The following is a 25,027-nucleotide window of genomic DNA, read 5'->3' on the forward strand; positions in this document are numbered from 1 at the left end:
CCCAAGACGGCCACCGCCGATCCCCGGCTGCCGGGGACGATCTACACGGCCGCGGCGGAGATCGAAGCGGCCGGCGGGAAGGCCTGCCCCGTCGTGGGCGACGTCCGGCGCGACGAGTCGGTGGCGGCAGCGGTGGAGGCGGCGATCGCCCAGTTCGGCGGGATCGACATCTGCGTGAACAACGCCAGTGCGATCTCGCTGGAGGGCACCCTCGACCTCACCCCGAAGCGGTTCGACCTGATGCAGGCGGTCAACGTCCGTGGCACGTGGGCGCTGACCCGGGCTTGCCTGCCCCACCTGCGCAAGAGCCGCGGCGCGCACGTGCTCACGCTGTCTCCGCCGCTCAACCTCAACCCGCGCTGGCTCGGCGCCTACCCCGCGTACACGCTGTCGAAGTACGGGATGACGATGCTCACCCTGGGCTGGGCGGCGGAGTTTGCCGGCCAGGGGATCGCCTTCAACTGTCTGTGGCCCCAGACGCTGATCGACACCGCGGCGGTGCGCAACGTGGTCGCCGGCGCGGAAGGTGCCGCACGAGCGCGGTCGCCGAAGATAATGGCCGACGCCGCGATCGCGATGCTCACACAGGACCCGCGCACCTACACCGGCCGGTGCGAGGTCGACGCCGCCGTTGTCGCCGCGGCCGGAGTCGAGGACCTGACCATCTACGGTGGCGGCGAGAATCCGGAACGAGACCTGTTCCTGGACGACTGACCGGTGAGGCTGGTCGCCGCATCCGGAGACTCCGGCGCGCACCGGACACTGTGGACGGTCATCGCGGCGATGGCGATGGCATCCGGGCCTCGCATCGAGAACCGGTTCCTGACGGAGATCGGGGCCGCGTGATGTGACGCAGAAATCACCACATCGCCGGCCTGCCGACCTAGGCTCGGCGCAATGGCACTCGGCTGGTGAGGTGTGGATGAGCGTGGACAGGGTCGTTCTGCTGGAGGGCGCACGGACGCCGGTGGGGAGTTTCGGCGGGGCGTTGAAGGACGTGCCGGCGCACGAACTCGGTGCGACAGCGGCGAAGGCGGCGCTGGAACGCGCCGGGGTGGGTGCGAGCGACATCGGTGAGGTCGTCATGGGCTGCATCGGGCAGGTGGGCCCGGACGCCTACAACGCCCGCCGGGTGGCGCTGGCCGCCGGGTTGCCGGTGGAAACGCCGGCCTACACGGTGAACCGGCTGTGCGGGTCGGGTCTGCAGGCGATCTGGTCGGCGGCGATGCAGTTGCGGTGGGGCGGCGTGGAGTTCGCCCTCGCGGGCGGGGACGAGTCGATGAGCCGGATGCCGTTCTACGACTTCGGCGCCCGGTCCGGCTACCGGCTCGGCGACCGGACACTGGCCGATGGCACGGTGATGATGCTGACCGACCCGTTCCACAATGTCCACATGGGAGTGACGGCGGAGAACGTCGCCCGCCGGTACGGGGTGTCGCGCCAGGAACAGGACGAGTTCGCCCTGCTGTCCCAGCAGCGGGCGGCGGCGGTGGCGGCGAAGGAGGCGTTCGCGGAGGAGATCACGCCGGTCGAGGTGGGTGGCCGCCGCCCGGTGACGGTGACCGAGGACGAGCACCCCAAGCCGGGCACCACCGTGGAGGCGCTGGCGAAGCTGCGGCCGGCGTTCGAGAAGGACGGCACGGTCACCGCGGGCAACGCTTCCGGGATCAACGACGGCGCCGCGGCCGTGGTGCTGACCCGCGAGTCGGTGGCCGCCGAGCGCGGGCTGACCGGGCTGGTCGCGCTGGAATCCGTGGCGACCGCGGCGATCGAGCCGGAGCTGATGGGGTACGCGCCGGTGCCGGCGCTGGAGAAGCTGTTCGCGCAGACCGGGCTCACGCCGGGTGATGTGGACGTGGTCGAGCTGAACGAGGCGTTCGCGTCGCAGGCGGTGGCGGTGATCCGTGATGCCGGGCTGGATCCGGAGAAGACCAACCCCTACGGCGGGGCCATCGCCCTCGGTCACCCCGTCGGGGCCACCGGCGCGATCCTCACCTTGCGGGCGGCCAAGCACCTGGTCCGCAACGACCTGGAGCTGGGCGTGGTGACCATGTGCATCGGTGGCGGGCAGGCGCTGGCCGCGCTGCTGCGAAGGGTCGCCTGATGGTGCGGTTCGAGGTCGAGGGTGGGGTCGGCCGGATCACGCTGAACCGTCCGAGCGTGTCGAACGCGGTCGACCTGCCGACCGCTCAGGCGTTCGGCGAAGCGGTCACAGCGGCGGCCGACGACGAAGACGTGCGGGTGATCCTGTTGGCTGGTGCGGGGCCGCGGTTCTGCGGCGGCGGGGACGTGCGGTCGTTCCTGGCCGCGTCCGATCCGGCGAACTACCTGCATGAGCTGGCCACCCTGTTCGAGTCGCAGCTGCGTCGGATGTCCGAGCTGCCCAAGCCGGTGATCGCGGGAGTCCAGGGTGCGGTTGCCGGGGCCGGTCTGGCGTTCGTGCTCAACGCCGACGTGGTGGTGGCCGCGCGGTCGACGAAGTTCCGCATGGCCTACTCCGGTATCGGCCTCACCCCGGACTGCGGCGTGTCCTACCTGCTGCCCCGTGCGATCGGTACGCAACGCGCCCTGGAGTTCGCGCTGACCGGGCGAACGCTCACGGCCGAGGACGCCCGGGCGTGGGGTCTGGTCACCGAGGTCACCGACGACGACGCCGTGACCCGGCGGGCCGGCGAACTGGCCGAAGCACTCGCCGCCGGACCAGCCTTGGCGCTCGGCCAGGCCAAGCGCCTGATCAGGTCGTCCTTCGGCGAGGGACGCGCGCAGAGCGCGGCCGACGAGGCCCGGACCATCGCCGCCGCGGTGACGACGGACGAGGCGCAGAAGCTGATCCGGCGTTTCGTCGCCGGGTGACCGGCAGCCGGGGGGTGGCGGCCTCCGCCGCCGCCCCCCCGGTCTGCTCGTCAGCGGTTCGTCATGTGCACCGACTTGGTTTCGGTGTACGCGGCGAGGCCCTCGGGGCCGCCTTCGCGGCCGATTCCGGAGTATTTGAAACCACCGAACGGGACCGTGGTGTCGAAGATGGCTCCGTTGACCGTGATCGTTCCGGTGCGGACGCGCCGGGCCAGTTCGAAACCGCGTTCGTGATCGGCGGTGTAGATCGAACCGGCCAGGCCGTACCGCGAGTCGTTGGCGATGCGGAGCGCCTCGTCGATGTCGCGGTAGGTGATGACACTGACGACCGGTCCGAAGATCTCCTCCTGGGCCACCCGCATCGAGTTGGCGACACCGTCGAGCAGGGTCGGTTCGATGTAGTACCCCTTGTCGAATCCCCGCGGCCTGCCGCCGCCGAGCACGACCCGCGCGCCTTCCTCACGTGCCAGGGCGAGGTAGCCCTCCACGCGTGCGCGGTGCTGTCCGGAGACGAGGGGACCGGTCGTCGTCGCCGGATCGGCAGGGTCTCCGACGACCAGCGACGAGAGTCCGGCCCGCAATGCCTCGACGATCTCGTCGTGCCGGCTCTCGGGCACCAGGACGCGGGTGAGGGCGAAGCACATCTGACCGGTGTTGCCGCACGACATCGGGATCAGGCTCGTCAGCGCGGCCGCCAGGTCGGCGTCCTCCGCGATGATCGCCGCCGACTTCCCGCCGAGCTCCAGGGTCAGCCTGGCCACGCGCTCGCTCGCCGCGGCCATGATGTTCTGGCCCGCCACCGTGCTGCCGGTAAAGCTGATCTTGTCGACCTGAGGGTGGGCCACCATCGCCTGCCCGATCTCGCGGCCGCCGGTGATCACGCTCACCACCCCCTCCGGGAGGTCGCCGGCCGCCACGGCCTCGGCCACGGCCTCGGCGAGCACGTACGTGGTGAGCGGAGTCTCCGGCGCGGACTTGAGCAGTATCGTGCACCCCGCGGCAAGAGCGGGCCCGAGCTTGAGCGCCGCCACGGCGAGCGGGCCGTTCCACGGCGCGATCGCGGCGACCACGCCGACCGGCTCCTGGACGATGCGTGTCGTGCCGCCGTCCGGGCGTTTCCGGTCCGTCCGGAACGGAAAGGAGCGAGCCTGGTCCGCGTAGTAGCGGAGGAAGCTGACGGCGCGCTCCACGCTGGAGTCCGCGAAGGCGATCGGCATCCCGCCTTCCTGTGTCGCCAGGGCGCTCAGCTCTGCCGCGCGTGCCTGCAGACCGTCGGCCAAGGCGTCGATCGCCCTGGCGCGCTGCTCGGGCGACGACGAAGGCCAAGGTCCGTCGTCGAATGCCTCGCGTGCGTGCTGGATCGCTCGATCCACGTCCGCAACGGAGGGTTCTCGGACGCGAGCGATGACCTGTTCGGTCGCGGGGTTGATGACGTCGATCAGCGTGTCACCCGTGGCCGCCACCCACGTGCCGCCGAGGAGGATCTGCTCACGGTCGATCACGTCGGCCTGCTCGGGCGCTGGGGACGTTGCGGTCATCGTCGGACTCCCGTCGTTGGAAACTCGACACGGTCACGCAGGGTCTCACCGGCATGCGTCTCCGTGAAATGAATGAGTGTACTCAGTAAGGGTAACGGGGTGTCACCATCCTGAGAACCCATTGCGTGAGACCGTCAACGATGCCCTGTTCCGACGGGTGGCTGAGGAGTGTCCGCCCGCGGGTAGGAGCCGAGGTTGCGGACGTGGGCGCCCCGTCGCCGCAGCGCGGCGAGTGCCTCGCCGACCGCCGGTTCCTCCACGTGGCCGGCGCAGTCGAGGTGGAACCAGTAGTTCCCGGGCCGGTTCCTGACCGGCCGCGACTCGATGCGGGTCAGGTCGATGTCGCGCAGCGCGAACTCGCGGAGGAGGGTCACGAGCGACCCGGGCCGGTTCTCCACAGCGAGAGCGAGGGTGGTGCGGTCGCGGCCGGTCGGCGCCGGCGTGACGCCCAGGCGGGCGACCAGGGCGAACCGGGTGACGGCGCCCGGGTGGTCGGCGATGTCGTGGACCAGGATCTCGAGGCCGTGCTCGCGGGCGGCGAGTGGTGACGACACGGCGGCGTCGACTTCGCCACGGGCTACCTGTGCGGCTCCCTCCGAGGTGGAGGACGCGATCCGGACTTCGGCCGCCGGCAGGTGTGTGGTGATCCAGTCGCGGGTCTGCGCGATGCCGTGACTGTGCGAAGCCACCGCGCGGATGCCCTCTGTGGTGGTTCCGGGACGGACGATCAGGGCGAAACGCACGGCGAGCACCGCCTCCCGGATGATCGCCAGTGGTGGGTCCTCGGTCAGTCCGTCGAGCACGGGTGGTACGGCGCCCTCGACGCTGTTCTCCAGGGGAACGCAGCCGGCGTCGACCAGCCCCTCGCGTACCGCGGCCAGCACCGCGGGACTCCCGTGCAGGGGCACGAGGTCCGCCACCGCGGACTCGGCGGGCTCCAGCATCGCGACCAGCGCCTGCCCGGTGAACGTGCCCGGGGGGCCGAGGAAACCGAGACGGCGCAACGGCCGCTCGTCCCGCGTGGTGCTGCTCACGGATGGAGTCCTTTCGGTCCGGCGTCTCGCGCTTCCGGGGCGGAATCACCCAGTGCTTGTGCGTAGCCCAAATAGAGGATACTTTAAACTTCGGCGGAGATGTGCCGCTCCCCCCGCCGGGGAAGTGGTGCTCCGGTCACCCGCTACCACGGCGGATCTCTGCCGACACGTACTCGCCGTTCACCTGCAACGAAGGAGCGTGAATCGGGCGTGCGAAGACTTACGACCTTGAGCCGGCGACAGGCGACTCGGAGGGGAAGCGCGGTCGTGGCTGCGATCGTCGCGCTGACTCTCTCGGCATGCGCCGGGGTGACGGGCGGGCAGGGCCCCGGCCGGCTGGAGCCGGACCCGAACGCCACCATCCGGTGGGCCATCTCGGTGCCGCCCATCCAGATGGATCCGATGGTGGCCAAGGCGGAGCTGACCCACATCACCTACGACACGCTCATCTTCGACGGCCTCACGACCGTCGACAGCAACGGCCACATCAGCCCCCGCCTGGCCGAGAGCTGGGCCGAGGCCCCCGACCGTGCCTCCTGGACGGTCACGCTCCGCCGGGGCGCGGTCTTCCATGACGGCAACCCGATCGACGCCCAGTCGGTGGCCGCGAACCTCAACCGCGCCCTGCAGTTGCGGGACAGCACGCCGGTACTGGCCAACAAGTTGAGCGGATGGTCGAAGGCCGAGGTCGTCGATGGCCGGACGGTGCGCATACTCCTCAATACCCCGGACCCGGCCGTGCCCGCGAAACTCGCCAGTCCGAACCTCTTGATCGGCAGCCCGGCGGCGTTCGGCACCATGGGGACCCAACCGGTCGGCTCGGGGCCCTACCGGTTCGTTTCCCGCACCGCGGATCGCGTCACCTACGAGCGGTTCGACCGGTACTGGGACCCGGGGGTGGCGAAGGCCGCGCGCGTCGAGGTGCTGGCGATCCCGGACGGCGCCGCCCGGATGAACGCGCTGCGCGCCGGCCAGATCGACGGGACCCTCGCACAGGTCAACCTGCACGCCGACATCGCGTCGTTCCGCGGCGACCCGACAGTCCAGGTGCTGGAGAAACCGACGCAGAGCGTCGCCGCGATCTTCCTCAACACGAGCCGGGCGCCGCTCGACGCGGTCGAGGTGCGGAGGGCGCTCAACTACGCGGTCGACCGGCAGAGCCTGAGCACGAATCTGCTCGGCGGCCTGTGCCGCCCGACCTCGCAGCCGTTCCCGGACGGGCCGGGTCACGTGGCGGGTCTCGACGATGCCTACCCCCACGACCCGGCGCGCGCCCGGCAACTGCTGTCGCAGGCTCGCCGGGATGGGGCCGGCATCGACGCGATCTTCTATCAGGCCGGTCTTTCCGGGGCGCTCGCCCCCGCCCTCCAGGCCCAGCTCGCCGAGGCGGGCATCGACCTGCGGCTCACCGCGATGAACCCGAACGACTCACGTCCGACCTTCCGCAGCGGCCGCGTCCCGGCGCTGGTCGAGCAGATCCTCCCGGACGCCGACCCGTCGTTGACGGTCCAGAGTTTCCTGCGCTTGGACAACCCGGGCGGGCCGAGCGCCGAGATGTCGGCGCTGGGACAGGCCGTCCTCGACGCGCCGATCGGTACCGCTCAGCAGGAGCAGGCGCTTGAGGCTTTCAACTCGTACCTGGTCGAGAATCCGGTGGGTGTGCCCATCTGCGCGATCCCGAACTTCTTCGTGGCCTCGAACCGCGTCACGGGGCTCGCCGACATGCCGTGGAGCACGGTGAGCGGCAACACCGACATCCGGGGCCTGGGTAAGGCGTAACGACAATCGAAAGGAGACTCGCGATGAAGGTTCCGGCAGCAGTGCTGTGGGAGCGGAACAGCCCGTGGAAGGTCGAGGAGATCGAACTGGGCGAGCCCGGCCCCGGGGAGGTGCTGGTCCAGCTCAAGGCTTCGGGCATCTGCCACTCCGATGACCACGGCGTCACCGGTGACATCCCGATGCCCCTGCCGCAGGTCGGCGGCCACGAGGGCGCCGGCGTCGTGCTCGAGGTGGGTGAGGGGGTGTCCCGGGTACGTCCCGGTGACCACGTCGTCCTCTCCGCCATCCCCGCCTGTGGCAACTGCCGCTGGTGCATCTCCGGGCGCGCGAACCTGTGCGACCTCGGGCGCCGGGCGGTGGCCCCGGCGGCGGGCGAGCAGGTTCCCTCGCGGCGCGCGGGGGAACAGACCCTGTCGGCACTGTGCCAGCTCGGAACCTTCGCGTCCCACGCGGTGGTGAGTGAGCTGCAGGCGGTGCGGATCGACGACGACGTCCCGCTGGACGTCGCCGCGCTCATCGGGTGCGGCGTGACCACCGGCGTGCTCGGCGCGATCCGCGTCGCGGAGGTGCTCCCCGGAGACGTCGTGGTGGTGCAGGGTGTCGGCGGCATCGGGATCAACGCGGTGCAAGGTGCCCGGATCGCCGGCGCGTCGACGATCGTCGCGGTGGACCCGGTCGAGCGGAAGCGGAACTGGGCCCTGGAGTTCGGCGCGACCCACGTGGCCGCGGACATGGACGAAGCGACCGCACTGGTCGCCGACCTCACCCGCGGTGTGATGGCGGACAAGGCGATTCTGTGCGTCGGCGTGGCGCACGGCGAGCACCTCGGCCCGCTGGTCGGGATCATCTCGAAGGGCGGCAGGGTGGTCGTCACCTCGATCACGCCCGTCACGGAGACGGCGATGACGTTCTCGCTGTTCGACTTCGCGATGAGCAACAAGGAACTCCGCGGGCACGTCTACGGTGCGGCCAACCCGGTCGCGGATTTCCCGCGCATCATCGAGATGTACCGCCGGGGTCAGCTGCGGCTCGACGAGCTGATCACCACCCGCTACCCGCTTTCGGAGGTCAACGCCGGGTTCGCCGACATGCACGGCGGCCGGAACCTGCGAGGTCTGCTGGAGCTGTAGCGATCGGGAGTGGCCGGGTCGCCGCCGGAGGTGCCGTCGCCGGCCTGGTAAGTGGTGGTCCCCCCAACGCTCCGGTTCGTCGAGCCCGGTCTTTCAGACCATCGACGCCCTCGTCGTCGTAGCGGTGTTTCCACCGGTAGAACACGGTGCGGCTGCTGCCGTGATACCGGCAGGCCGCCGCGACGTTGCCACTGACCTCCTCGGCATGCCTCCGTCAGTTTGGGACCAATCCCGGGAGCTCAACCGGTCAGCCACGAACGGGAACCCCCGAGTGGGCTGCCGTGAGGAGCGCGTCGAGGTCGTCGTGAGCCGGGGTGCGGGGGTTCGCGTACGGCTGCGCGAGAACCTGCTCGATGACCTCGGGTAGGTCGGCCTCGCGCAGCCCGAGCTCGGCCAGTGACCGGGGCGCGCCCACCGCGGTCGCGAGGTCGGCCAGGGCGCGGGCCGGGTGGGCGGTCTCCAGCGCCCGGGACAGGGCGGCGTGGGCGGCCGGTGCGGCGGGCAGGTTGAAGGCCGCCACGTGGGGGAGCACCACGGCGTGCGTCGGCGCGTGCGGCAGGTCGAAGGTGCCGCCCAGGACGTGGCAGAGCTTGTGGTGCAGCGACATCGTGGTCGCCCCCAGGCAGGCGCCGCACAGCCAGGCGCCGCGCAGGGCCTCCGACCGCGCGTCGCGGTCCGACGGATCGGCGGTGATGGCGGGCAGGGCCGCGGCCAGGCACCGGATGCCCTCTTCGGCGAACAGCCCGATCACCGGTGATGTGTCGGGCGCGTAGAGGGACTCCACCGCGTGGGCGAGCGCGTTGATCCCGCTGGTACCGGACAGGACAGCCGGCAGGCTCGTGGTCAGGTCGGGGTCGTAGAGCACGCTCCGGGGCAGGACGGCGGGATCGCGGCCGGTGCGTTTCCGGCCGGCCTCGGTGATGCCCCAGACCGGTGTCATCTCGGAACCGGAGTAGGTCGTGGGTACGGCGACGACCGGCAGGCCGGTCTCGAGGGCGATCGCCTTGCCGAGCCCGATGGTCGACCCACCACCGATCGCGACGCAGCCATCCGCGTCCACCTCCCGGGCGTGGCTCTGTCCGGCGGCCGCGACCTCGGCGGGGACGTGCATCCGGGCGCCCGCGAACACGCCGGCCGCCCGGTCGCCGAGCAGGCCGGCGACGCGGTCGGCCAGCGCGCGCTGGTTCGGCGTGGTCAGCACCAGGAGCCGGTGCAGACCGAGTTCGGAGACCTCGGCGTGCAGGTCGGCAAGCCGCCCGGGACCGAAGACCACCCGCATGGGCAGCGCCTCGTAGGTGAACGCGCCGGCCGTCACGCCCGCTCCTCGAGCACGATGTCGAACTGCGCGTGGACGAAGGGCGCCGTGACCCCGAAGGTCGCCGCGGCCTCGGCGTCGTCCGATTCGGCGAAATCCACCAGCAGGCTCTGCTTGACCGCGAACACGGCGTCGGAGTCGATGTAGGGGCTGCCCGCGACGAAGGCGTGGGTGGTGAGTTCTTCGTATCCGGGTGCGGTGACGAGGAAATGGACGTGGGCGGGGCGGTACGGGTGCCGCTTCGTCGCGCCCAGCAGCCGCCCGACCGGGCCGTCGGTGGGAATGGGGTAGTGGCTGGGCACGACGCTGCGGAACCAGTACCGGCCCTGGTCGTCGGCGGTGAACAAGCCACGGCCGTTGCCCGCGGGCTGCACGTCCGGCTGCTGGACGTCGTAGAAGCCCTCCTCGTTGCACTGCCACACGTCCAGCTCGGCGCCGGGCACCGGCTCACCGCCGGTCCCGAGAACGCGGCCGGACACCACGCAGGGCCGCGGCCCGCCCAGGAGGTCGATCGAGTCGCCGAGGGCGCGGCGGGGGGACTCGGTCATGTGGAACGGTCCGAGCACGGTGCTGTCGGTCCCGGTCTGCTGCGCGTTCATCGTCTCGACCAGCATCGACACGCCGAGCACATCGGACAGCAGGATGAACTCCTGCCGGGTGTCGGTGCAGGTCTGGCCGACCTCGGTGAGGAACTCGACGGCCTGGTTCCACTCGGCCAGGGACGGGCGGACCTCTCGCACGAAGTCGTGCAGGTGCCGGGTCAGGCTTTCCAGGACGCCGCGCAGGCGGGCGTCGGGTGTGTTCCGGAAGCTGTCCACCACCGTCGGGGTGGCGGTTTCCACGGAGAAGTCCATGGGGTGGTGCCTTTCTCGGATCGGGTGGTCGCGGCGCCTACTCGGCCACGTCGGCCGCTTCGAAGTGGCGCACCTGTGGCGCGCCGTCGAAGTAGTGTGCGACGTGCTCGGCGAACCGGCGTCCCGCCTCGCTGCCGGGGAAGGTCTCGAGGTGGTCGGCCAGGGTTCGCCAGGTGACCTTGAGCAGGTAGGAGGAGGGGTGCTCGGCGTCGCGGAACAGACCGGCCGAGACGCAGCCGTGTGCGCCCGTGAGGATCGGCCTCCCCTTCTCGAACGCCTGCTCGAACGCGTCCTCCCGTCCGGGGAGGATCCGGAGGTAGGCGTACTCGACGATCATGCAAGGCTCCTCTTTCGTCGGGGGTGTTGGCCGAACCTAGATCCCGGTGCTGCCTGGGACGAGCCGCTTCGTGTCGGACACCGGCCGGATCGCGAAAGGGACAGGGTTCGCTTCGCGGCCGGTGAGTGCGCGAACCGGCTTGCGACGCCCACCGGCACTCCTAGCGTGGGCACAACGGGCGAGTTTGACAGCACCCCTCCGCCCGAAGACCATGACAGTGGCGTCTGATCAGCGCAAAGGGGCGCACATGCACAGCACGGAGATGACCGCGCTGCGGTCCACCCTCCTCCCGGAGGGCAGCGACGGACCGGCCACCCCGCGAGGTTTTCGCGAGTTGTGCCACGCCGCGCCGTTCGAGGTGTTCCGGGAGCGGCTCAACGAGGTGTTCTACCCGGCCCGTGTCACGCCGGCCGGCCGGGCGGAGGGGGAGCTGCCCCTGTCCCGGCTCAGTGCCACGCGGCTGGAACACCTGACGCTCGGCCTGGTCCGGTTCGGGGTGGAAACCACCGTCGATCCGGGGGCGCTCGGTGCCTACCACGTGAACGTCCCGCTCTCAGGTGTCGTGGCCACCCAGTGCGGACGACAGGAGATGACGGCCGTTCCCGGCCGCGCCGCCGTCTTCACGCCACGGGAGCACACCTTCCTGCCGCGCTGGGGCGAGGACGCCATGCAGCTGTGCGTCAAGATCTCCCGCCGCGTGCTGGAGGAGGAGCTCGAAGCGGTGCTCGGCCACCCCGTGGGCTCCTGGGTCCGCTTCGCGCTCGATCTCGACGTCACACGTGGGGCGGGCAAGAGCTGGCTCGACACACTGGGTCTGCTGCTGTCCGAACTCGGCAACCCCGACAGCCTGGTGCACCGGTCCGACCGGCACCGGGAGTACCTGGAGCGGATGGTCATCGGCGGGCTCGTGCTGGCGCAGCACCACGACTACGCGAGCGAGCTGCGCGATCCGGCTCCGCCGGCCCGTCCGCGCACCATCAAACGCGTGGTCGAGGCGGTCGACTCCGCGCCGGAGAAGCCCTGGTCGCTGGGTGAGCTGGCGCAGCTGGCCGGCGTGAGCGGACGCCGGCTGCAGCAGGGTTTCCGGGAGCACCTGGGCATGTCCCCCAGTGCGTACGTGCGCGCTGTCCGCCTGGACCGCGCGCACGGTGAGCTCGTCACCGGTGCTGCCTCGGTCGCGGATGTCGCCCACCGGTGGGGCTTCGTCAACCTCGGGCGGTTCGCGCAGGCGTACCGGGAGCGGTTCGGCGAGGCGCCGTCGGCGACTCTGCGCCGCGCCCGTTAGCGGGCGAGCGGAGCGTCCACTTCGGACGAACCGCGTTTCGCGATACGGCCATCCCGCGTCGCGATCAGGGCAGACAGGCCGGAAAATCCGCCTACCGTTGCTGCTACCCCGCCCCGAGGAGCGGGTGACGTCAACGAAGATGAGCGGAGACCTTGCCATGACCGCATTGATGGGTTCGCCGTCGCTGAACGAGGCGACCGCCCCCGACACCGGAATCATCGCCCGCGCCACCGCGCTGATCCCGCTGATCGAACAGCACGCGGAAGCCGGTTCCGAACAGCGCCGGGTCGTGCCCGAGGTGATGCGGGCCCTCGAGGAAGCCGAGCTGCTGAAGATCATGGTGCCGCGGCGCCTCGGCGGGCTCGGCGCCAACCTGCGGACTGCGATGGAGACCATCGCGGAGATCGGCCACGGGGACGGGTCGACGGCGTGGGCGGCCGCGCTGCTGAACGTGTGCACCTGGTTCGCGACGACGTTCTCCGACCAGGCGCAGGAGGAGGTGTTCGGCGCGGACCCGAACGCCCATGCCTGCGGCATCTTCTCCCCGCCGCTGAAGTCCGAGCGCGTCGACGGGGGCTACCTGGTCAGCGGCCGCTGGGCGTACGCGTCGGGTTCCTTCGCGGCGACGTGGGGCACGCTGGGGATCAAACTCGACGTGCCGGAGGGGCAGAACCCCATGGCACTGGCACTGATCCCGGCGAGCGCCTGGCGGATCGAGCCGACCTGGTTCGTCGCCGGCATGAAGGGATCGGGCAGCGACACCATCGTCGTCGAGGACCACTTCGTGCCCGACCACCGGATCCAGAGCTTCCAGGACATGGTGGAGGGCCGCTACGCGACCTCCCACAAGCCGGACGAGCAGAACTCGAACATGGCTTTCATCCCGGTGGCCGCGCTGATCCTGGTCGCCGCCCAGCTCGGCCTGGCGCGGCACGCCATGGACGTGACGCTGGCGAAGCTGCCGCCGAAGAACGTGGCCTACACCTTCTACACCAACGCGCGGAACTCGACGATCCACCAGGTCGACGTCGCCGAGGCGGCCACCCGGTTCGACCAGGCGGAGCTGCTGATGCAGCGGGCCACGGCCGATGTGGACGGTGCGGCCGCCGCCCGCGTCCTGCTGGACCGGCTCACCCGGGGCCGGGTCCGGATGGACACCGGCATCATCGGTGAGCTCGTCAAGGACGGTATCGACCGGCTGATGTCGGCCAACGGTGCGTCTTCATTCGCCGACGCCAACGTGCTCAGCCGCGTCTGGCGGGACTCGGAGATCGCCGGCCGGCACGCGCTGGTGATGCCGCAGGTGGGCAAGGAAGCGTACGGCCGCCTGCTCCTGGGCGCGGACGAGCCGCTGAACATCGACGTCTGACCGGGCGACCGTCGGACCAGGGAGGTGAGGTCATCGTGATTCCGGTCGAACCGGGCGATGGGGACCCGCGGGTGCTGCGCCAGGCGTTCGGTAGCTTTCCCAGCGGGGTGATCGCGGTCTGCGCCCTGCACCAGGGCGCACCGGCCGGGATGGCGGTCAGCTCGTTCACCTCGGTGTCCTTGGCGCCTCCGCTGGTGTCGGTGTGTGTGCAGAACACCTCCGCCACCTGGCCCAAGCTGCGGGAGCGCCGGCGCCTCGGCGTCAGCGTGCTGGCCGAAGACCAGGACCGGGCGTGCCGTGCCCTGTCCAGCAAGGACGGCGACCGGTTCGCGAACGTGGACTGGTACGCCGGGGACGACGACGCGGTTTTCGTGCGAGGCGCGGCGGCGTGGTTCGGCTGCTCGGTCGAAGACGAGCTGCCTGCCGGTGACCACGTGATCGTGCTGCTGCGCATCCACGCTCTGGCCACCGAGCCGGACGTGGCGCCGCTGGTGTTCCACGGCAGCCGCTTCCGCCGTCTCGACGATCGCGGCGACCTGGTGGTCTCGCCGTGAGCGTGGCATCGCCGCCCGCGGTGCTGGACCCGGCCGCCGGCCGGGTCCAGCACACCCTCCGGGCCCTCGCGGCGGGCGAACCGATCGTCCTCGTCGACGATGTGCGGCGCGACGGCGAAGGTGCTCTGGTCCTGCCGGCCGAGGCGGCGACACCGCATTGGATCGCCCTCCTCGTGCAGCACACGACCGGCTTCCTCCGGGTAGCGATGGAGGAGGCCGCGTGCGACCGGCTCGAGCTCCCGTTGATGCGGTGCGACCGCATCGACCGCTTCGGCAGCGCGCTGTGCGTGACCGTCGACGGAGCGGATGTCGGTACGGGTATTTCGGCGAGCGCCCGGGCGCGGACGATCAAGGCGCTCGCCCGGCCGGACGCGCACCCGGATGAGTTCATCCGTCCCGGGCACGTCGTGCCCGTGCGCGCGCGGGACGGCGGGTTGTTCGCGCGGGAGGGGCGGGCCGAGGCCGTCGTGGACCTGATGCGCCTGGCCGCTCTGGCTCCCGCGGGCGTGTTCAGCGAGATCGTGGTGTCCGAGCTGACGGGGGAGATCGCGCGGGGCGGCGAACCGGCGCGGTTCGCCGCCGAACACGAGCTGGCGTGTGTGTCCATTTCGGACTTTGCAGGCCACCGGCGCCGGGTGGATCCACAGCCGGTCCGGACCGGCGACACTCCCGTGGGCGACGCCTTTTCCGGGGTACGGCTCGTGTCCTACCGCGACATCGCCGACGAGACCGGCCACCTGGCGATCGTCGCCGGCGATCCCCGGGACGCACCGGTCGTCGTGCATCGCGAGTGCGTCAACGGCAACGTGCTGGGACTGTCCACCTGCGACTGCGGACTCCGGTGGCGCAGCGCCGTCGAATCGGTCGTCCGGTCCGGGCGGGGCATCGCGATCTCGATCCGCCTGCCGGGCGCGTCACCGGCCTGCCCCGCCTGCGATCACGGGACCGACCCCAGGGTGGCGGTGGTGGCCGAGCGGATCGTCCAGGACCTGCGGGGGTGATCAGCCGGGCTCACCCGGGACGGCGGCCAGGCGGCCTCGGTGACGTCGAGCTGCCGGTACTGCGCGGCGCCGGTGACCACGACGACCTTGCCGGCAACGAGCCCGGTCATCGCGTGCGCTTGCGCGGCCGCGGCCGCGCCGCACGCACCGGGGGCAGCTCAGCGCCGGTGATGATGGTGTTGCGGATGGTGCCGATGCCTTCGGCAGTCATCTCCACGACGTCGCCGGGTGCCAGTGGCGGGATCTCCCGGCCGCGGCCCCACAGCTCGGCCAGGCAGCCGCCGTTGCCGCAGGTTCCGGACCCGAGCACGTCTCCGGCCCGTACCCAGGTGCCGCGCGAGGCGTAGGAAATCAGCTCCTCGAACGGCCAGCCCATGTTGGACAACAGGTCCTGGCCGATCTCCGTGCCGTTGACCGACACTCGCAGGTCCAGCTCCAGGAATCCCTCACTGTCGCGATAGGACTCCAGCTCGTCCGCGGTCACCAGCCACGGCCCGAGCGTCGTGGCGGAGTCCTTTCCCTTGGCAGGGCCGAGATTCACCTTCATTTCGCGCCGCTGCAGGTCGCGGGCGGACCAGTCGTTGAGCACCGTGTAGCCGAAGATCTCGACTTCGTCCGGCGCCAGCGACGACCCGTCCCGCCCGACCACGGCCGCGACCTCCAGTTCGAAGTCGAAGAGCCGTGAGCCCGGCGGTACCGGCACGTCGTCGAACGCGCCGAGCAGAGCGTAGGGGTTGGTGAAGTAGAACGTGGGTGCCTCGTACCACTCAGGCACGACCCCGGAGCCGCCGGAGACGCTGGCGACCACGCCTTCCACGTGTTCCTCGAACGCGACGAAGTCCCGCACGGTCGGCGGTGCCAGCGGCGGCAGCAACCGCACTGCCTCCAGCGGCACCACCGGTCCACTGAGGACCGCGGCACCGGCCTCCAGTGCCGCGGAGAGCCCGGCCCGCACCAGGTCGAGCACCGTCACCTCCGGCGGCAGCGGGTGGATGCCGTCGCCCACCACCACACCGGCCCGCGCCGCTCCTTCGACGGTGTAGGTCGCGAAACGCATGTCGCCCTCCTCAGATCACTTGACCGCGATGGGGTTCACCGGGGCGCCCACGGCGCCCGTGACGGGCAGGGGAGCGGCGGCGAGGAAGAACTCGTAGACGCCGTCGCTGGCGCAGTCGTCGGCGAGGGCGTCGAGGTCCCACATCTCGCCGAGGAACAGTCCGATGTGCGGGATGCACACCTGGTGCAGCGGCTGGAAGGCGACGTCAAACTCGTTCGGACGGACCTCGAAGCCCCAGGTGTCGGTGGCGATCCCGGCGATCTCGGTGTCGTGCAGCCAGTCCGCCGTGGTGAACGACAGTCCGGGCGCCGGGCCACCGGCGTAGTCGCCCCAGCCCCGGCCTTCGGCGACGTCGCGACGGGCGCGGGTGAGCTGGCCGGTCCGTACCAGCAGCAGGTCGCCCCGGCCGGCGCGGGAACTTTCGCCCTGCGCCGAGATGGTCGCCTGGATGTGGTCGACGGTGATGGCGAACCCGTCGGGCAGCTCGCCGTCCTGCCCGACGGCGCGGCCGACGTCGAGCAGCACTCCGCGTCCGGCGATGCGGCCGGCGACGGTTTCGATCCCCGTCAGCCGGTCACCTTCGCTGGTCACGACGGTGGAGGCCCGCCGGCCGTTGTAGGCGATGCCGTGGTCGAAGATGTGGCCCAGCCCGTCCCACTGGGTCGAGGCCTGCAGCGGCATGTGGATGACGTCGTCGGCGCCGCCCAATCCGTGCGGGAACTCCGGTGGGCCGAACTCGGCGTCGAGACCCGAGGAGAGCATCGTGTGCACGGGGTTGGTCCGGCGCCGCCAGCCCTTCTGCGGCCCTTCGGCGTCGAAGCGCTGCGCGAGGGAGAAGGCGGCGCCGCGGCGGACGAGCGCCGCGCCCTCACGCCGCTTGGCGTCGTCGAGGAAGTTCAGCGTGCCCAGCACGTCGTCCTCGCCCCACCGCCCCCAGTTCGAACAACGCTTCGCCGCGGCGGCGATCGCGCCCTCCGGGTCGGTGCGGTCCGGTTCCACGGGGCTCATGCCGGGTTCCGTCCGATGAAGAACTCCCGGAAGGGGTCCATGCTGGGGTTGAGGCCGGCGTCGAGGAGTCCCTTGCGCAGTGCGGTCATCTGCGCGTCGTGGATGCGCTGGGTGGGCTGACGCAGCGGGCCGCCGTTGTAACCCTGCAGCCACCCCTGGAACTTCCAGGCCTGACGGTTGAGAAAGGCGCCACCGTGCAGCGCGCCGGCCAGGCCGGACTTGATCTTGCGCGCGGGATGCAGCTGCCAGTAGATCTCGGCGGCCTCGTCGTACTTGCCGTCGCGCAACAGCCGCATGACCCGCGGGATCGTCGGACCGTAGTACTCGTGGTCGCTGGTGGCAGACAGCTGGATCGGCATGACCTGGGACAGCGGGATGAGCTCGCCTTCGATGGGCATGGAGATGACCACCTCGTCGCCGAAGAGGCGGTGGCACTCGATGACGCTCTGGATACTCGGGAACCCGCCCTCGGCCTTGATCACCGCGATGTTCGGGCAGTCGTCGATCAGTCTGCGGATCAGCCGGGCGGGGATGTCGGAAGGGTGGATGCGGGGGCTGAATCCCCACAGGTACATCGGGAACAGGATGACCGCGAGGTTCGTGGCGTCGCAGACGGCCTTGGTGTAGTCGTAGATGTCCTGTTCGGACTCCGGGTAGAAGTTCGGCGGATAGGAGAGCAGCACGAGGTCGGCGCCGGCGTCCTCGGCGCCGCGCACGGCCTCGATGTTCTGCTCGAGGTTGCTCCAGCTGCCGTGGTGCACGAGGACGAATTCGCTTCCCGCCTCGTCGCGCGCGATGCGGAGGAAGTCGAGGTACTCGGGCAGGGTGATGCTGATCTCGGAGACGCCGAGGGTGCCGAGGAAGCCGTGCTGCTGGGCCAGTGCGACATCGTGCCGGATGGCCTTCTCGTTGATGCCGCGTAGGTCGGCGGTGAACGACGGAATGGTGCAGTTGATGGCGCCCACGAGCTTTTCGCGGGCCCAGTCCCGGGCCTCGGCGCGGGTGTAGGGGGGCATGATCGATCCTTTCCGTGTCGGCTGGGGAGTTCAGGAAGCTCCTGCGCCTTCCCAGGCCAGGTACTTCATCTCCAGGTATTCGTCGATGCCGTGGACGGAGCCTTCGCGCCCCAGCCCGGACTGCTTGATCCCGCCGAACGGCGCGATCTCAGTGGAGATCAGGCCGGTGTTGATCCCCACCATGCCGGCTTCCAGCGCCGCGGAGACCCGCCACGTGCGTTCGGCGTCCCGCGTGAACAGGTATGCGGCCAAGCCGAATTCGGTGTCGTTGGCCGCCGCGACTGCCTCGGCTTCGTCGGTGAACCGGATCAGGGGCAGGACGGGACCGAAGGTTTCCTCGCGGGTGACTGCCATCCGCGTGGTGACCCCGCTCAGCACGGTCGGCTGGAAGAACAGGCCGCCCCGGGAGTGGCGGGTGCCGCCGCAGAGCACTTCGGCACCGTGTGCGGTCGCGTCGGCGATGTGTTCTTCGACCTTGGCCACGGCGGGGGGATCGATCAGGGGCCCGATCTGCACGTCCGCCTCGAACCCGTCGCCGACGACGAGTTCGCGGACCCGGCGCGTCACCTCTTCGGCGAAGCGGTCGTAGATCCCGGCCTGGACGTAGACCCGGTTGGCGCCGATGCACGACTCACCACTGTTGCGATACTTGGCTGTGAGCACGCCCGCGACGGCGGTGTCGAGGTCGGCGTCATCGAAGACGAGAACCGGGGCGTTGCCGCCGAGCTCCATCGAGGTCTTCTTCACCGTCTCGGCGGACTGCGCGAGGAGCAGCCGCCCGACCTCGGTGGAACCGGTGAAGGTGAGCTTCCGGACGAGCGGATTTCCGGTCAGCTCGGCGCCGATCTCCCGGGGGTCGCCGGTCACCACGTTGAACACGCCCGCCGGCACGCCCGCCCGCTCGGCCAGTTCGGCCAGTGCCAGTGCCGTCAACGGGGTCTGCTCGGCGGGCTTGACGACCATCGTGCACCCCGCGGCCAGCGCGGGGGCCGCCTTGCGGGTGATCATCGCCGCGGGGAAGTTCCACGGCGTGATCGCCGCGCAGACCCCGGCCGGTTCCCGGATGACGACGACCCGGCGGGAGGCCTGCGGGCCGGGGAAGACATCGCCGCGGACCCGTTTCGCCTCCTCCGCGAACCATTCGAGGAACGAGGCCGCGTACGCCACTTCGCCCCGCGCTTCGGCAAGGGGCTTGCCCTCTTCGAGCGTGATCAGCCGCGCGAGGTCCTCGGTGGCGGCCTTCACGAGGTCGTACCACCGCCGCAGCACCCTGGCTCGCTCGGCAGCCGCGGTGGCCCGCCAGGCCGGCAACGCGCGGTGGGCCGCCGCGACGGCCTCGGCGGCCTGAGCCCGGCTCAGGGCCGGGATGTCGGTGATCCGCTCACCGGTGGCGGGATTGCCGACCACGAGGTGCCCGGCCTCGCCGTGCTTGACCCAGGCACCGTCCACATAGGAGGCGGTGCGCAGCAGCGCCGGATCCGCCAAGCCGGGTGCGGGGCTCAGCTGTGTCATCGAACGTTCCTCACTTCTGGATGGGGGAAATGCCGATCGGCAGTTCGGTGCCGATGCCGAGCCGCTGTGCGTTGCGCACGCACATGCCCGCCACGGCAAGGTCCTGCACCGCCGCGCCGACGGACTTGTAGAGGACGATCTGGTCGTCTCCAGTGCGTCCGGGATGACGCCCGGCGACCAGATCGGCCAGTGCGGTCACACGCGAGGTGGGGTCCACGCCCTCGGCGCGGGCGGCGAGCAGGTCCCCCGTGTCGTTCAGCACCTCGTCGACCATGTCCGCGACGAGCACCTCGGCCCGTGCGATCACTTCGGTGTCCACTTCCCGCTGTTCCGGCAAGGTGGACCCGATCGACACGACCGTCGTTCCCGGCCTGAGCCACTGTCCGAGCAGAGTCGGGGATTCGTCCCGGGAACGGGCGGCGCAGACGACCAGTGAGGCCCCGCTCACCGCGGCTTCAGGCGTGTCGGCCGGCGTGACGGGCAGGCCGCTCAGTGCCGACCTGAACCGCGCCCGGCTCTCCGCCCGTGGGCTGTAGACCTGAACGGACTTCAGTTCCCGGATCGCGGAGAGTGCGTGCACGTGGTTCTTCGCCTCGAACCCGGATCCGATCACCGCTACGCTCACCGGCCCGGGCGCGGTCAGCAGATCCGCGGCCAGCGCCGAGGTCGCCGCGGTCCGGTAGCCCGTGACGGAATGCCCGTTCATGAGGGCGACGAGCTCGGCGGAGTGCTGGTCGAACAGCGGAATGAGGTAGGAGGCGCGGCGCGTGCCCAGGGCGGCGGCGATGAGCTTGGCTCCCATGAGACCGTCGGATGCCGCTCCACTGAGGACCCGGAGCCAGCTGTTGTCCCCCCTGGCCATGAGCCGCGCGGGATAGCGCGTGTCGTCGACCGGCCCGGCGTAAGCGTTGCGCAGCGCCGTGATCGCCAGCTTCCAGTCGAACGCCGCGCGCACGGCGTTGTCGTCGAGGAGGAGCGTCACGCCGCTGCCCCCTGCTCGGATCGGATCAGCCGGTAGACCTGGGAGCGCAGCTCGACGAACTTCGCCGTTTCCTTGGTCTCGACCTGGTCGCGGTCCCGGCCGAGGTCGACCGGGACGACCGCGGTCACCGTGGTCGGTGCGCCGGAGAGCACCACCACGCGGTCGGCCAGGTACACCGCCTCGTCGATGTCGTGGGTGACGAGCAGGAACGTGATGTCCAGGCGGTCGCGCAGGCCGAGGACGAGGTCCTCCAGCTCGGCGCGGGTCTGGGCGTCCACCGAGGCGAACGGTTCGTCCATCACCAGGATGCGCGGGCTGAAGGCGAGCGCGCGCGCGATCGCGACGCGTTGCTGCATCCCGCCGGACAGCTGCCAGGGGTAGAGCGGGCCGGCGTCCGCGAGCCCGACCGAGGCCAGTGCCTCGTCCGCGCGGCGCCGCCGCTCCGCTGCGCGGATTCCCTTGCTACGCAGGGGGAGACCGATGTTCCCGCGGACCGTCAGCCAGGGCAGGAGCGACCGGCTGTAGTCCTGGAACACCAGGGCCAGGTCCTCCGGCGGACCGGTGACCGGAGAACCGCTCAGCTCCACCGTTCCGCGGTCCGGGGTCAGGAGCCCGGACACACAGCGCAGCAGCGTGGTCTTGCCGGCGCCGGAAGGACCGACGACGGTGAGGAAGTCCCCGGTGCCGGCGCTGAAGCCGACATCGGCGAGCACCTGTTTGCTGCCGTAGCTCTTGTTCAGCCCGCTGACGTCGAGGAGGGGAGTGGTCATTCGGACCTGTCCTTCCGGGTGAGGGAGTGGCGCCAGGCCAGGACCTTCCGGTCCACCAGCTGGAGAGCCAGGTTCAGCAGGTAGCCGAGGATGCCGAGCAGGACCATCCCGGCCCACATGTCGCCGATCGCGAACTGACGCTGGGCCTGCAGGATGAAGTGGCCGACCCCGGACGAGGAGCCGTACAGCTCGCTGGCGAGCAGCAGGATGACCGCGACGGACAGACTCGCCCGCAGCCCCACGAAGATCTGCGGGGCGGCACCGGGCAGCACGATGTGTGCGATCCGGTGCCGCCACGAGACGCGGTAGGAGCGAGCCACGTCCCACACGGTCGGGTCGATGCCGCGGACTCCGTCGATCGTGTTGAGCAGGATCGGCCACAGGGCGCCCAAGAAGATGACCGCGACCTTCATCGACGAGCCGATGCCCAGCAGACCGATGGCCAGCGGGAGCAGTGCGGTGGCCGGCAGCGCGCGGAGGAACTGCAGGACCGGGTTCACCGTTTCCCGGATCCACCGCGTCAGCCCCAGCAGGACACCCAGCGCCACCCCGGCGAGGACGGCCACCAGGTAGCCGCCGAGGAGATTGCCGAGGCTGGGCAGGAAATCACTGGCGAACCGGTCGAACAACCACACCTCGTGGAAGCGCTCGAGGATGATCGACAGCGGGGGGAAGAAGTAGGACGTGGTGTGCTGCGAGGACCACCACCACACCAGCACCAGCACCACGGGGAGGGTGAACTCCCACGCGGCCAGCCGCCCCAGCCGGGCGAGGCGGGACCTGATCATCGTGCCTCCCGCCGGTGCGCCGGGTGCCACCGCAGCAGCGCGCGCTCGATCCTGCTGAACAGCGCGTTGATGACCACGCCGAGGACGCCGGCCACGAAGATCCAGGCGTACATCGCGGGCAGGTCACCCCCGAGTTCGGTCACCGCGATCTCCTGCCCGATACCCGGCGCCGGGATGAGGAGTTCGGCGGACAGCGACAGCAGCAGGCTGACCGACGCCGCGATCCGGACCCCCGTGGCGAGGTAGGCGGCCGCGCCGGGGACGACCAGGAACAGGAGGCGGTGGTGCCACCGGACCCGGTACGACCGGCAGGTCTCGCTCGCCACGGGGTCCACCGCGTGCACCCCGTGGGCGGTTTGCAGCAGGATCGGCCACGTCGAGGCGAACACCACCAGCAGCAGGGTGCTCCCGATGCCGGAACCGTAGAGGAGCACCGCCAGCGGGACGAGCGCGAGCGACGGGATCGTGCGCAGGAAGTCGACCGTGAAACGCGTCAGCCGCTCCATGACCGGCGAGACACCCAGCACCAGGCCGGCGGCAACGCCGATCGCAGTCGCCACGAGGAGGCCGAGGGCCCAGGCTGCCAGGGTTTGCAGGACTGGGCCCACGAGCCGTCCGTCGCCGATCATGTCGACGAGGGTCGGTGCCACCCGGCTGGGCGCGGGCAGCGAACCCGGTTGTCCGAGCCGCACCGCCAGCTCCCACAGCGCGAGGACGGCGGCGACGAAACCGATCTTGGCCGGCCACCGGGTGCCCGCCAGACGCGCGAAGGTGTACCTCGTCGTCGTCCGCGGGGGATCGATCGTTCTCGCGGTCATCGGTGCCAGACCATCCCCTCGACGGAGGGGACCGACTTGAGGAAGCCCTGCTGAACCATGGCGCCGGCGATCCTGGTGAACGTGGCCTCGTCCACCGCGGAGCGATACGCGGGCAGGTGTGCTGCCGCGAGGGCCTGCGGCGACAGGGTGGTGAACCCCGTGGCCGAGGCGCGGGCTTCGTCCGGGTGCGCGGCCGCGTACTCCACGGCGCGCGTCATGGCAGTGGTGAACTTGGCCGCCGCGTCGGCGTTCTGCTGCAGGTAGGGCTGCACGCCGATCCAGAGCAGCCCGGTGACCCCGGGCAGGGCGGTCGAGTAGGGATAGGTCACCGGGCGCAGGCCTTGCGAGGTGGCCTGACCGAGGAACGGATCGGCGAACAGCGCGGCGTCCACCCGCCCGTCCCGCACCCCCGCGAGCATCTCGGGGTAGGGGATCTCCACGAACTTCACCGAGGCGGGGTCCACGCCCGCTTTGGTCAGGGCGAGGCGGGTGGCCAGCTCCGGCATCGAGCGCAACCCGACGATGGCGATGGTGGCTCCAGTGAGGTCGGCGGTGCGCTGGAACCGGCTGTTCGGCGCTACGAGCAGCACCGAGCCGTCGTCCTTCGGATCGCTGACGTAGACGTCGTTGCCGGCGACGGCCGCGACCGGCAGGCCCTGACTCTTGGCGGTGATCGCCGGGACGGCGGACACGAGCGCGTACTGCAGCTCGCCGTTCATGAGCGAGGGAATGGCGGTCGCCGCGGCCTGGATGACCTTCGGTTCGACGGCGAGGCCGGCGTCTTTGAAGAACCCGTGCTGGATGCCCAGGTAGAGCGGAGCCGCGTTGAGCAGCGGCGTGACGCCAACGGTGACGGGGATGAGCCCGTCGCTGCGGGCAGCCGGACCGGAGCCGGCCCCGGCTCCGCAGCCGGTGACGAGGAGGACAGCGGCCACGGTACTGGCGATCACCTTGGTCCATCGTCTGCGAGACATGAAACACCCGCCTCTCTGCGTGTGCTTGGTCGGACGCGGCGAAGCGCGTTCTCGCTGGATATTAAACATTGGATATTGGATAATCAACGATGCCCGTCTCCTCCCGCCTGGCTCGCGGGCCCGGAAACCACGGCGTGGGAGACTGGTCCAGTCCGAGAACTACCGGCAGGTGAGGTATGTCACCCATTCATCAGCGCGTGGCCGATACGGTGTTCGAGCAGCTTCACGAGCGGATCGTCACCGGCGAGCTCGCCCCGGGAGACCGGATAGACCCCACCGAGGTCGCGGATTCCCTGGGGGTCAGCCGGACACCGGTGCGGGAGGCGATTCTCCGGCTCGAGGGTCAGGGGCTCGTGGAACGACTGCCCTACCGCGGTGTGGTCGTGGCCGGCATCGACCTGACGGCCGCCGAGGACGTGGCGGCCATGCGCATTCACCTCGAGACGCTGGCCGTCCGGACGGCGGTCCCGCGGCTGACGGACGAAGACCTCGCCCGGATGCGCCGGGTCAACGACGAAATCCGGGAGGCGGTGCGGGGAGCGGATGCGCAGAACTCGTTCCGGTCTCTCAACCGCGCCTTCCACGAGACGCTGTACCGCGCCGCGGGGTCCGGCACGCTGCTCAGGCTGGTGCAGGACCTCTCGGCGCAGGCGGAACGCTTCCGGCTGCACTTCGACGTCCGGCAGGGGCGTGCGATCGAGGACCACGACCGCATCCTGGACGCCTGCGATGCCCGGGACCCGGCGGCCGCCGTGGCGGCCACACGCGCGCACATCCTCGGCGCGCACCTGCTGATGATGCCCGAGGACTACACGGTGCCGCCCGGCTCCGCGCTCGACGTCGCGCTCCGGGAAAGCGGCGCACCGGCCACGACAGCCGGTCGGGCCGGCCGGGTCGCCGCGGGCTGATCCGTACGACCCGTGGGAGTGGTGGTGCTGGGCGAGACCAGTGCGGCCACCACGGGGGATTCATTCCCGGAGGGTGGGCAGGGGCCGCTGGCCGGGGTGGAGCCGGTTGGCTCGGCGGTGACGAGGTCGGCGGGGTCGACGCCGA

General features: G+C 70.7%; 24 protein-coding genes and 1 pseudogene. 10 read left to right on the forward strand and 15 right to left on the reverse strand.

Annotated features, from left to right (window positions below):
- From FHX82_RS34425 to FHX82_RS34435, 3 genes are all read left to right on the forward strand, one after another.
- Positions 1-714, forward strand: a 714-nt coding sequence (locus FHX82_RS34425; RefSeq protein ID WP_183177014.1) for an SDR family oxidoreductase, incomplete at its 5' end; no start/stop codon positions are given.
- Positions 715-928: 214 nt separating this feature from the next.
- A complete protein-coding gene (locus tag FHX82_RS34430; RefSeq protein ID WP_229880272.1) occupies positions 929-2,104 on the forward strand; it encodes a thiolase family protein in 1,176 nt (391 codons plus the stop codon).
- Positions 2,104-2,853, forward strand: coding sequence for an enoyl-CoA hydratase/isomerase family protein (locus FHX82_RS34435; RefSeq protein WP_145934829.1), 750 nt, complete (start codon positions 2,104-2,106; stop codon positions 2,851-2,853). Before FHX82_RS34430 ends, FHX82_RS34435 begins: the two co-directional genes overlap by 1 nt.
- 50 nt (positions 2,854-2,903) lie before the next feature.
- Here FHX82_RS34435 and FHX82_RS34440 read toward each other — a convergent pair whose 3' ends face one another.
- Both FHX82_RS34440 and pheA read right to left on the reverse strand, forming a co-directional pair.
- Complete coding sequence (locus FHX82_RS34440) at positions 2,904-4,391, reverse strand: aldehyde dehydrogenase (RefSeq protein ID WP_145934828.1); 1,488 nt, start codon at positions 4,389-4,391, stop codon at positions 2,904-2,906.
- A 134-nt stretch (positions 4,392-4,525) separates the two neighbouring features.
- A complete protein-coding gene (pheA, locus tag FHX82_RS34445) occupies positions 4,526-5,425 on the reverse strand; it encodes a prephenate dehydratase (RefSeq protein ID WP_229880271.1) in 900 nt (299 codons plus the stop codon).
- Positions 5,426-5,692: 267 nt separating this feature from the next.
- Here pheA and FHX82_RS34450 point away from each other — a divergent pair, with 267 nt between their 5' ends.
- A complete protein-coding gene (locus tag FHX82_RS34450) occupies positions 5,693-7,204 on the forward strand; it encodes an ABC transporter substrate-binding protein (protein ID WP_145934827.1) in 1,512 nt (503 codons plus the stop codon).
- A gap of 23 nt (positions 7,205-7,227) precedes the next feature.
- A complete protein-coding gene (locus FHX82_RS34455) occupies positions 7,228-8,334 on the forward strand; it encodes an NDMA-dependent alcohol dehydrogenase (protein WP_145934826.1) in 1,107 nt (368 codons plus the stop codon).
- Here the strand turns inward: FHX82_RS34455 and FHX82_RS38125 are convergent.
- From FHX82_RS38125 to FHX82_RS34475, 4 genes and pseudogenes are all read right to left on the reverse strand, one after another.
- Positions 8,273-8,530, reverse strand: a pseudogene (locus FHX82_RS38125) (helix-turn-helix domain-containing protein); the annotation flags it as partial. The gene FHX82_RS34455 and the pseudogene FHX82_RS38125 sit on opposite strands and share 62 nt — an antisense overlap.
- A gap of 51 nt (positions 8,531-8,581) precedes the next feature.
- Positions 8,582-9,649 (reverse strand): maleylacetate reductase, encoded by a 1,068-nt coding sequence (locus FHX82_RS34465; RefSeq protein ID WP_222425959.1) that lies wholly within the window; start codon positions 9,647-9,649, stop codon positions 8,582-8,584.
- Positions 9,646-10,503 carry a dioxygenase family protein gene (locus FHX82_RS34470; protein WP_145934825.1) on the reverse strand — a complete coding sequence of 286 codons (858 nt, stop codon included), beginning with the start codon at positions 10,501-10,503 and terminating at the stop codon, positions 9,646-9,648. The genes FHX82_RS34465 and FHX82_RS34470 overlap by 4 nt, the downstream gene beginning before the upstream one ends.
- 37 nt (positions 10,504-10,540) lie before the next feature.
- Positions 10,541-10,840 carry an antibiotic biosynthesis monooxygenase family protein gene (locus FHX82_RS34475; RefSeq protein WP_145934824.1) on the reverse strand — a complete coding sequence of 100 codons (300 nt, stop codon included), beginning with the start codon at positions 10,838-10,840 and terminating at the stop codon, positions 10,541-10,543.
- A gap of 247 nt (positions 10,841-11,087) precedes the next feature.
- Between FHX82_RS34475 and FHX82_RS34480 the strand changes: the two genes are divergently transcribed.
- The 4 genes from FHX82_RS34480 to FHX82_RS34495 all read left to right on the forward strand — a co-directional run bounded on the left by FHX82_RS34480 (position 11,088) and on the right by FHX82_RS34495 (position 15,049).
- Positions 11,088-12,125: an AraC family transcriptional regulator gene (locus FHX82_RS34480; protein ID WP_183177015.1), complete on the forward strand. Its 1,038-nt coding sequence runs from the start codon at positions 11,088-11,090 to the stop codon at positions 12,123-12,125.
- Between the two features lie 157 nt (positions 12,126-12,282).
- On the forward strand, positions 12,283-13,494 hold the full coding sequence (locus FHX82_RS34485) for an acyl-CoA dehydrogenase family protein (protein WP_145934822.1): 1,212 nt from the start codon (positions 12,283-12,285) through the stop codon (positions 13,492-13,494).
- 35 nt (positions 13,495-13,529) lie between these two features.
- Entirely contained in the window at positions 13,530-14,048 is a 519-nt protein-coding gene (locus FHX82_RS34490) for a flavin reductase family protein (RefSeq protein ID WP_145934821.1), read from the forward strand.
- Positions 14,045-15,049 (forward strand): 3,4-dihydroxy-2-butanone-4-phosphate synthase, encoded by a 1,005-nt coding sequence (locus FHX82_RS34495; RefSeq protein WP_145934820.1) that lies wholly within the window; start codon positions 14,045-14,047, stop codon positions 15,047-15,049. The genes FHX82_RS34490 and FHX82_RS34495 overlap by 4 nt, the downstream gene beginning before the upstream one ends.
- A 106-nt stretch (positions 15,050-15,155) precedes the next feature.
- Here FHX82_RS34495 and FHX82_RS34500 read toward each other — a convergent pair whose 3' ends face one another.
- The 9 genes from FHX82_RS34500 to FHX82_RS34540 are packed head-to-tail and all read right to left on the reverse strand — an operon-like array spanning position 15,156 to position 23,950.
- Complete coding sequence (locus FHX82_RS34500; RefSeq protein WP_145934819.1) at positions 15,156-16,106, reverse strand: fumarylacetoacetate hydrolase family protein; 951 nt, start codon at positions 16,104-16,106, stop codon at positions 15,156-15,158.
- Positions 16,107-16,121: 15 nt separating this feature from the next.
- Positions 16,122-17,114, reverse strand: coding sequence for a cyclase family protein (locus FHX82_RS34505; RefSeq protein ID WP_145934818.1), 993 nt, complete (start codon positions 17,112-17,114; stop codon positions 16,122-16,124).
- A complete protein-coding gene (locus tag FHX82_RS34510; protein ID WP_145934817.1) occupies positions 17,111-18,130 on the reverse strand; it encodes a dihydrodipicolinate synthase family protein in 1,020 nt (339 codons plus the stop codon). The genes FHX82_RS34505 and FHX82_RS34510 overlap by 4 nt, the downstream gene beginning before the upstream one ends.
- A 30-nt stretch (positions 18,131-18,160) precedes the next feature.
- Entirely contained in the window at positions 18,161-19,642 is a 1,482-nt protein-coding gene (locus FHX82_RS34515; protein ID WP_145934816.1) for an NAD-dependent succinate-semialdehyde dehydrogenase, read from the reverse strand.
- 10 nt (positions 19,643-19,652) lie between these two features.
- Positions 19,653-20,624: an ornithine cyclodeaminase family protein gene (locus FHX82_RS34520; protein WP_145934815.1), complete on the reverse strand. Its 972-nt coding sequence runs from the start codon at positions 20,622-20,624 to the stop codon at positions 19,653-19,655.
- Positions 20,621-21,394 carry an ABC transporter ATP-binding protein gene (locus tag FHX82_RS34525; protein ID WP_145934814.1) on the reverse strand — a complete coding sequence of 258 codons (774 nt, stop codon included), beginning with the start codon at positions 21,392-21,394 and terminating at the stop codon, positions 20,621-20,623. The genes FHX82_RS34520 and FHX82_RS34525 overlap by 4 nt, the downstream gene beginning before the upstream one ends.
- Entirely contained in the window at positions 21,391-22,182 is a 792-nt protein-coding gene (locus tag FHX82_RS34530) for an ABC transporter permease (RefSeq protein ID WP_145934813.1), read from the reverse strand. Before FHX82_RS34530 ends, FHX82_RS34525 begins: the two co-directional genes overlap by 4 nt.
- Positions 22,179-23,000, reverse strand: a complete 822-nt coding sequence (locus FHX82_RS34535) for an ABC transporter permease (protein WP_145934812.1) — start codon at positions 22,998-23,000, stop codon at positions 22,179-22,181. The genes FHX82_RS34530 and FHX82_RS34535 overlap by 4 nt, the downstream gene beginning before the upstream one ends.
- The gene (locus FHX82_RS34540; protein ID WP_183177016.1) at positions 22,997-23,950 is read right to left on the reverse strand and encodes an ABC transporter substrate-binding protein; all 954 of its coding nucleotides are present in this window, start codon (positions 23,948-23,950) and stop codon (positions 22,997-22,999) included. Before FHX82_RS34540 ends, FHX82_RS34535 begins: the two co-directional genes overlap by 4 nt.
- A gap of 200 nt (positions 23,951-24,150) precedes the next feature.
- Between FHX82_RS34540 and FHX82_RS34545 the strand changes: the two genes are divergently transcribed.
- On the forward strand, positions 24,151-24,882 hold the full coding sequence (locus FHX82_RS34545; protein ID WP_145934810.1) for a GntR family transcriptional regulator: 732 nt from the start codon (positions 24,151-24,153) through the stop codon (positions 24,880-24,882).
- The last annotated feature ends 145 nt before the right edge of the window (positions 24,883-25,027 follow it).

It is taken from the genome of Amycolatopsis bartoniae (assembly GCF_014191255.1).
GTDB classification, from domain to species: domain Bacteria; phylum Actinomycetota; class Actinomycetes; order Mycobacteriales; family Pseudonocardiaceae; genus Amycolatopsis_E; species Amycolatopsis_E bartoniae.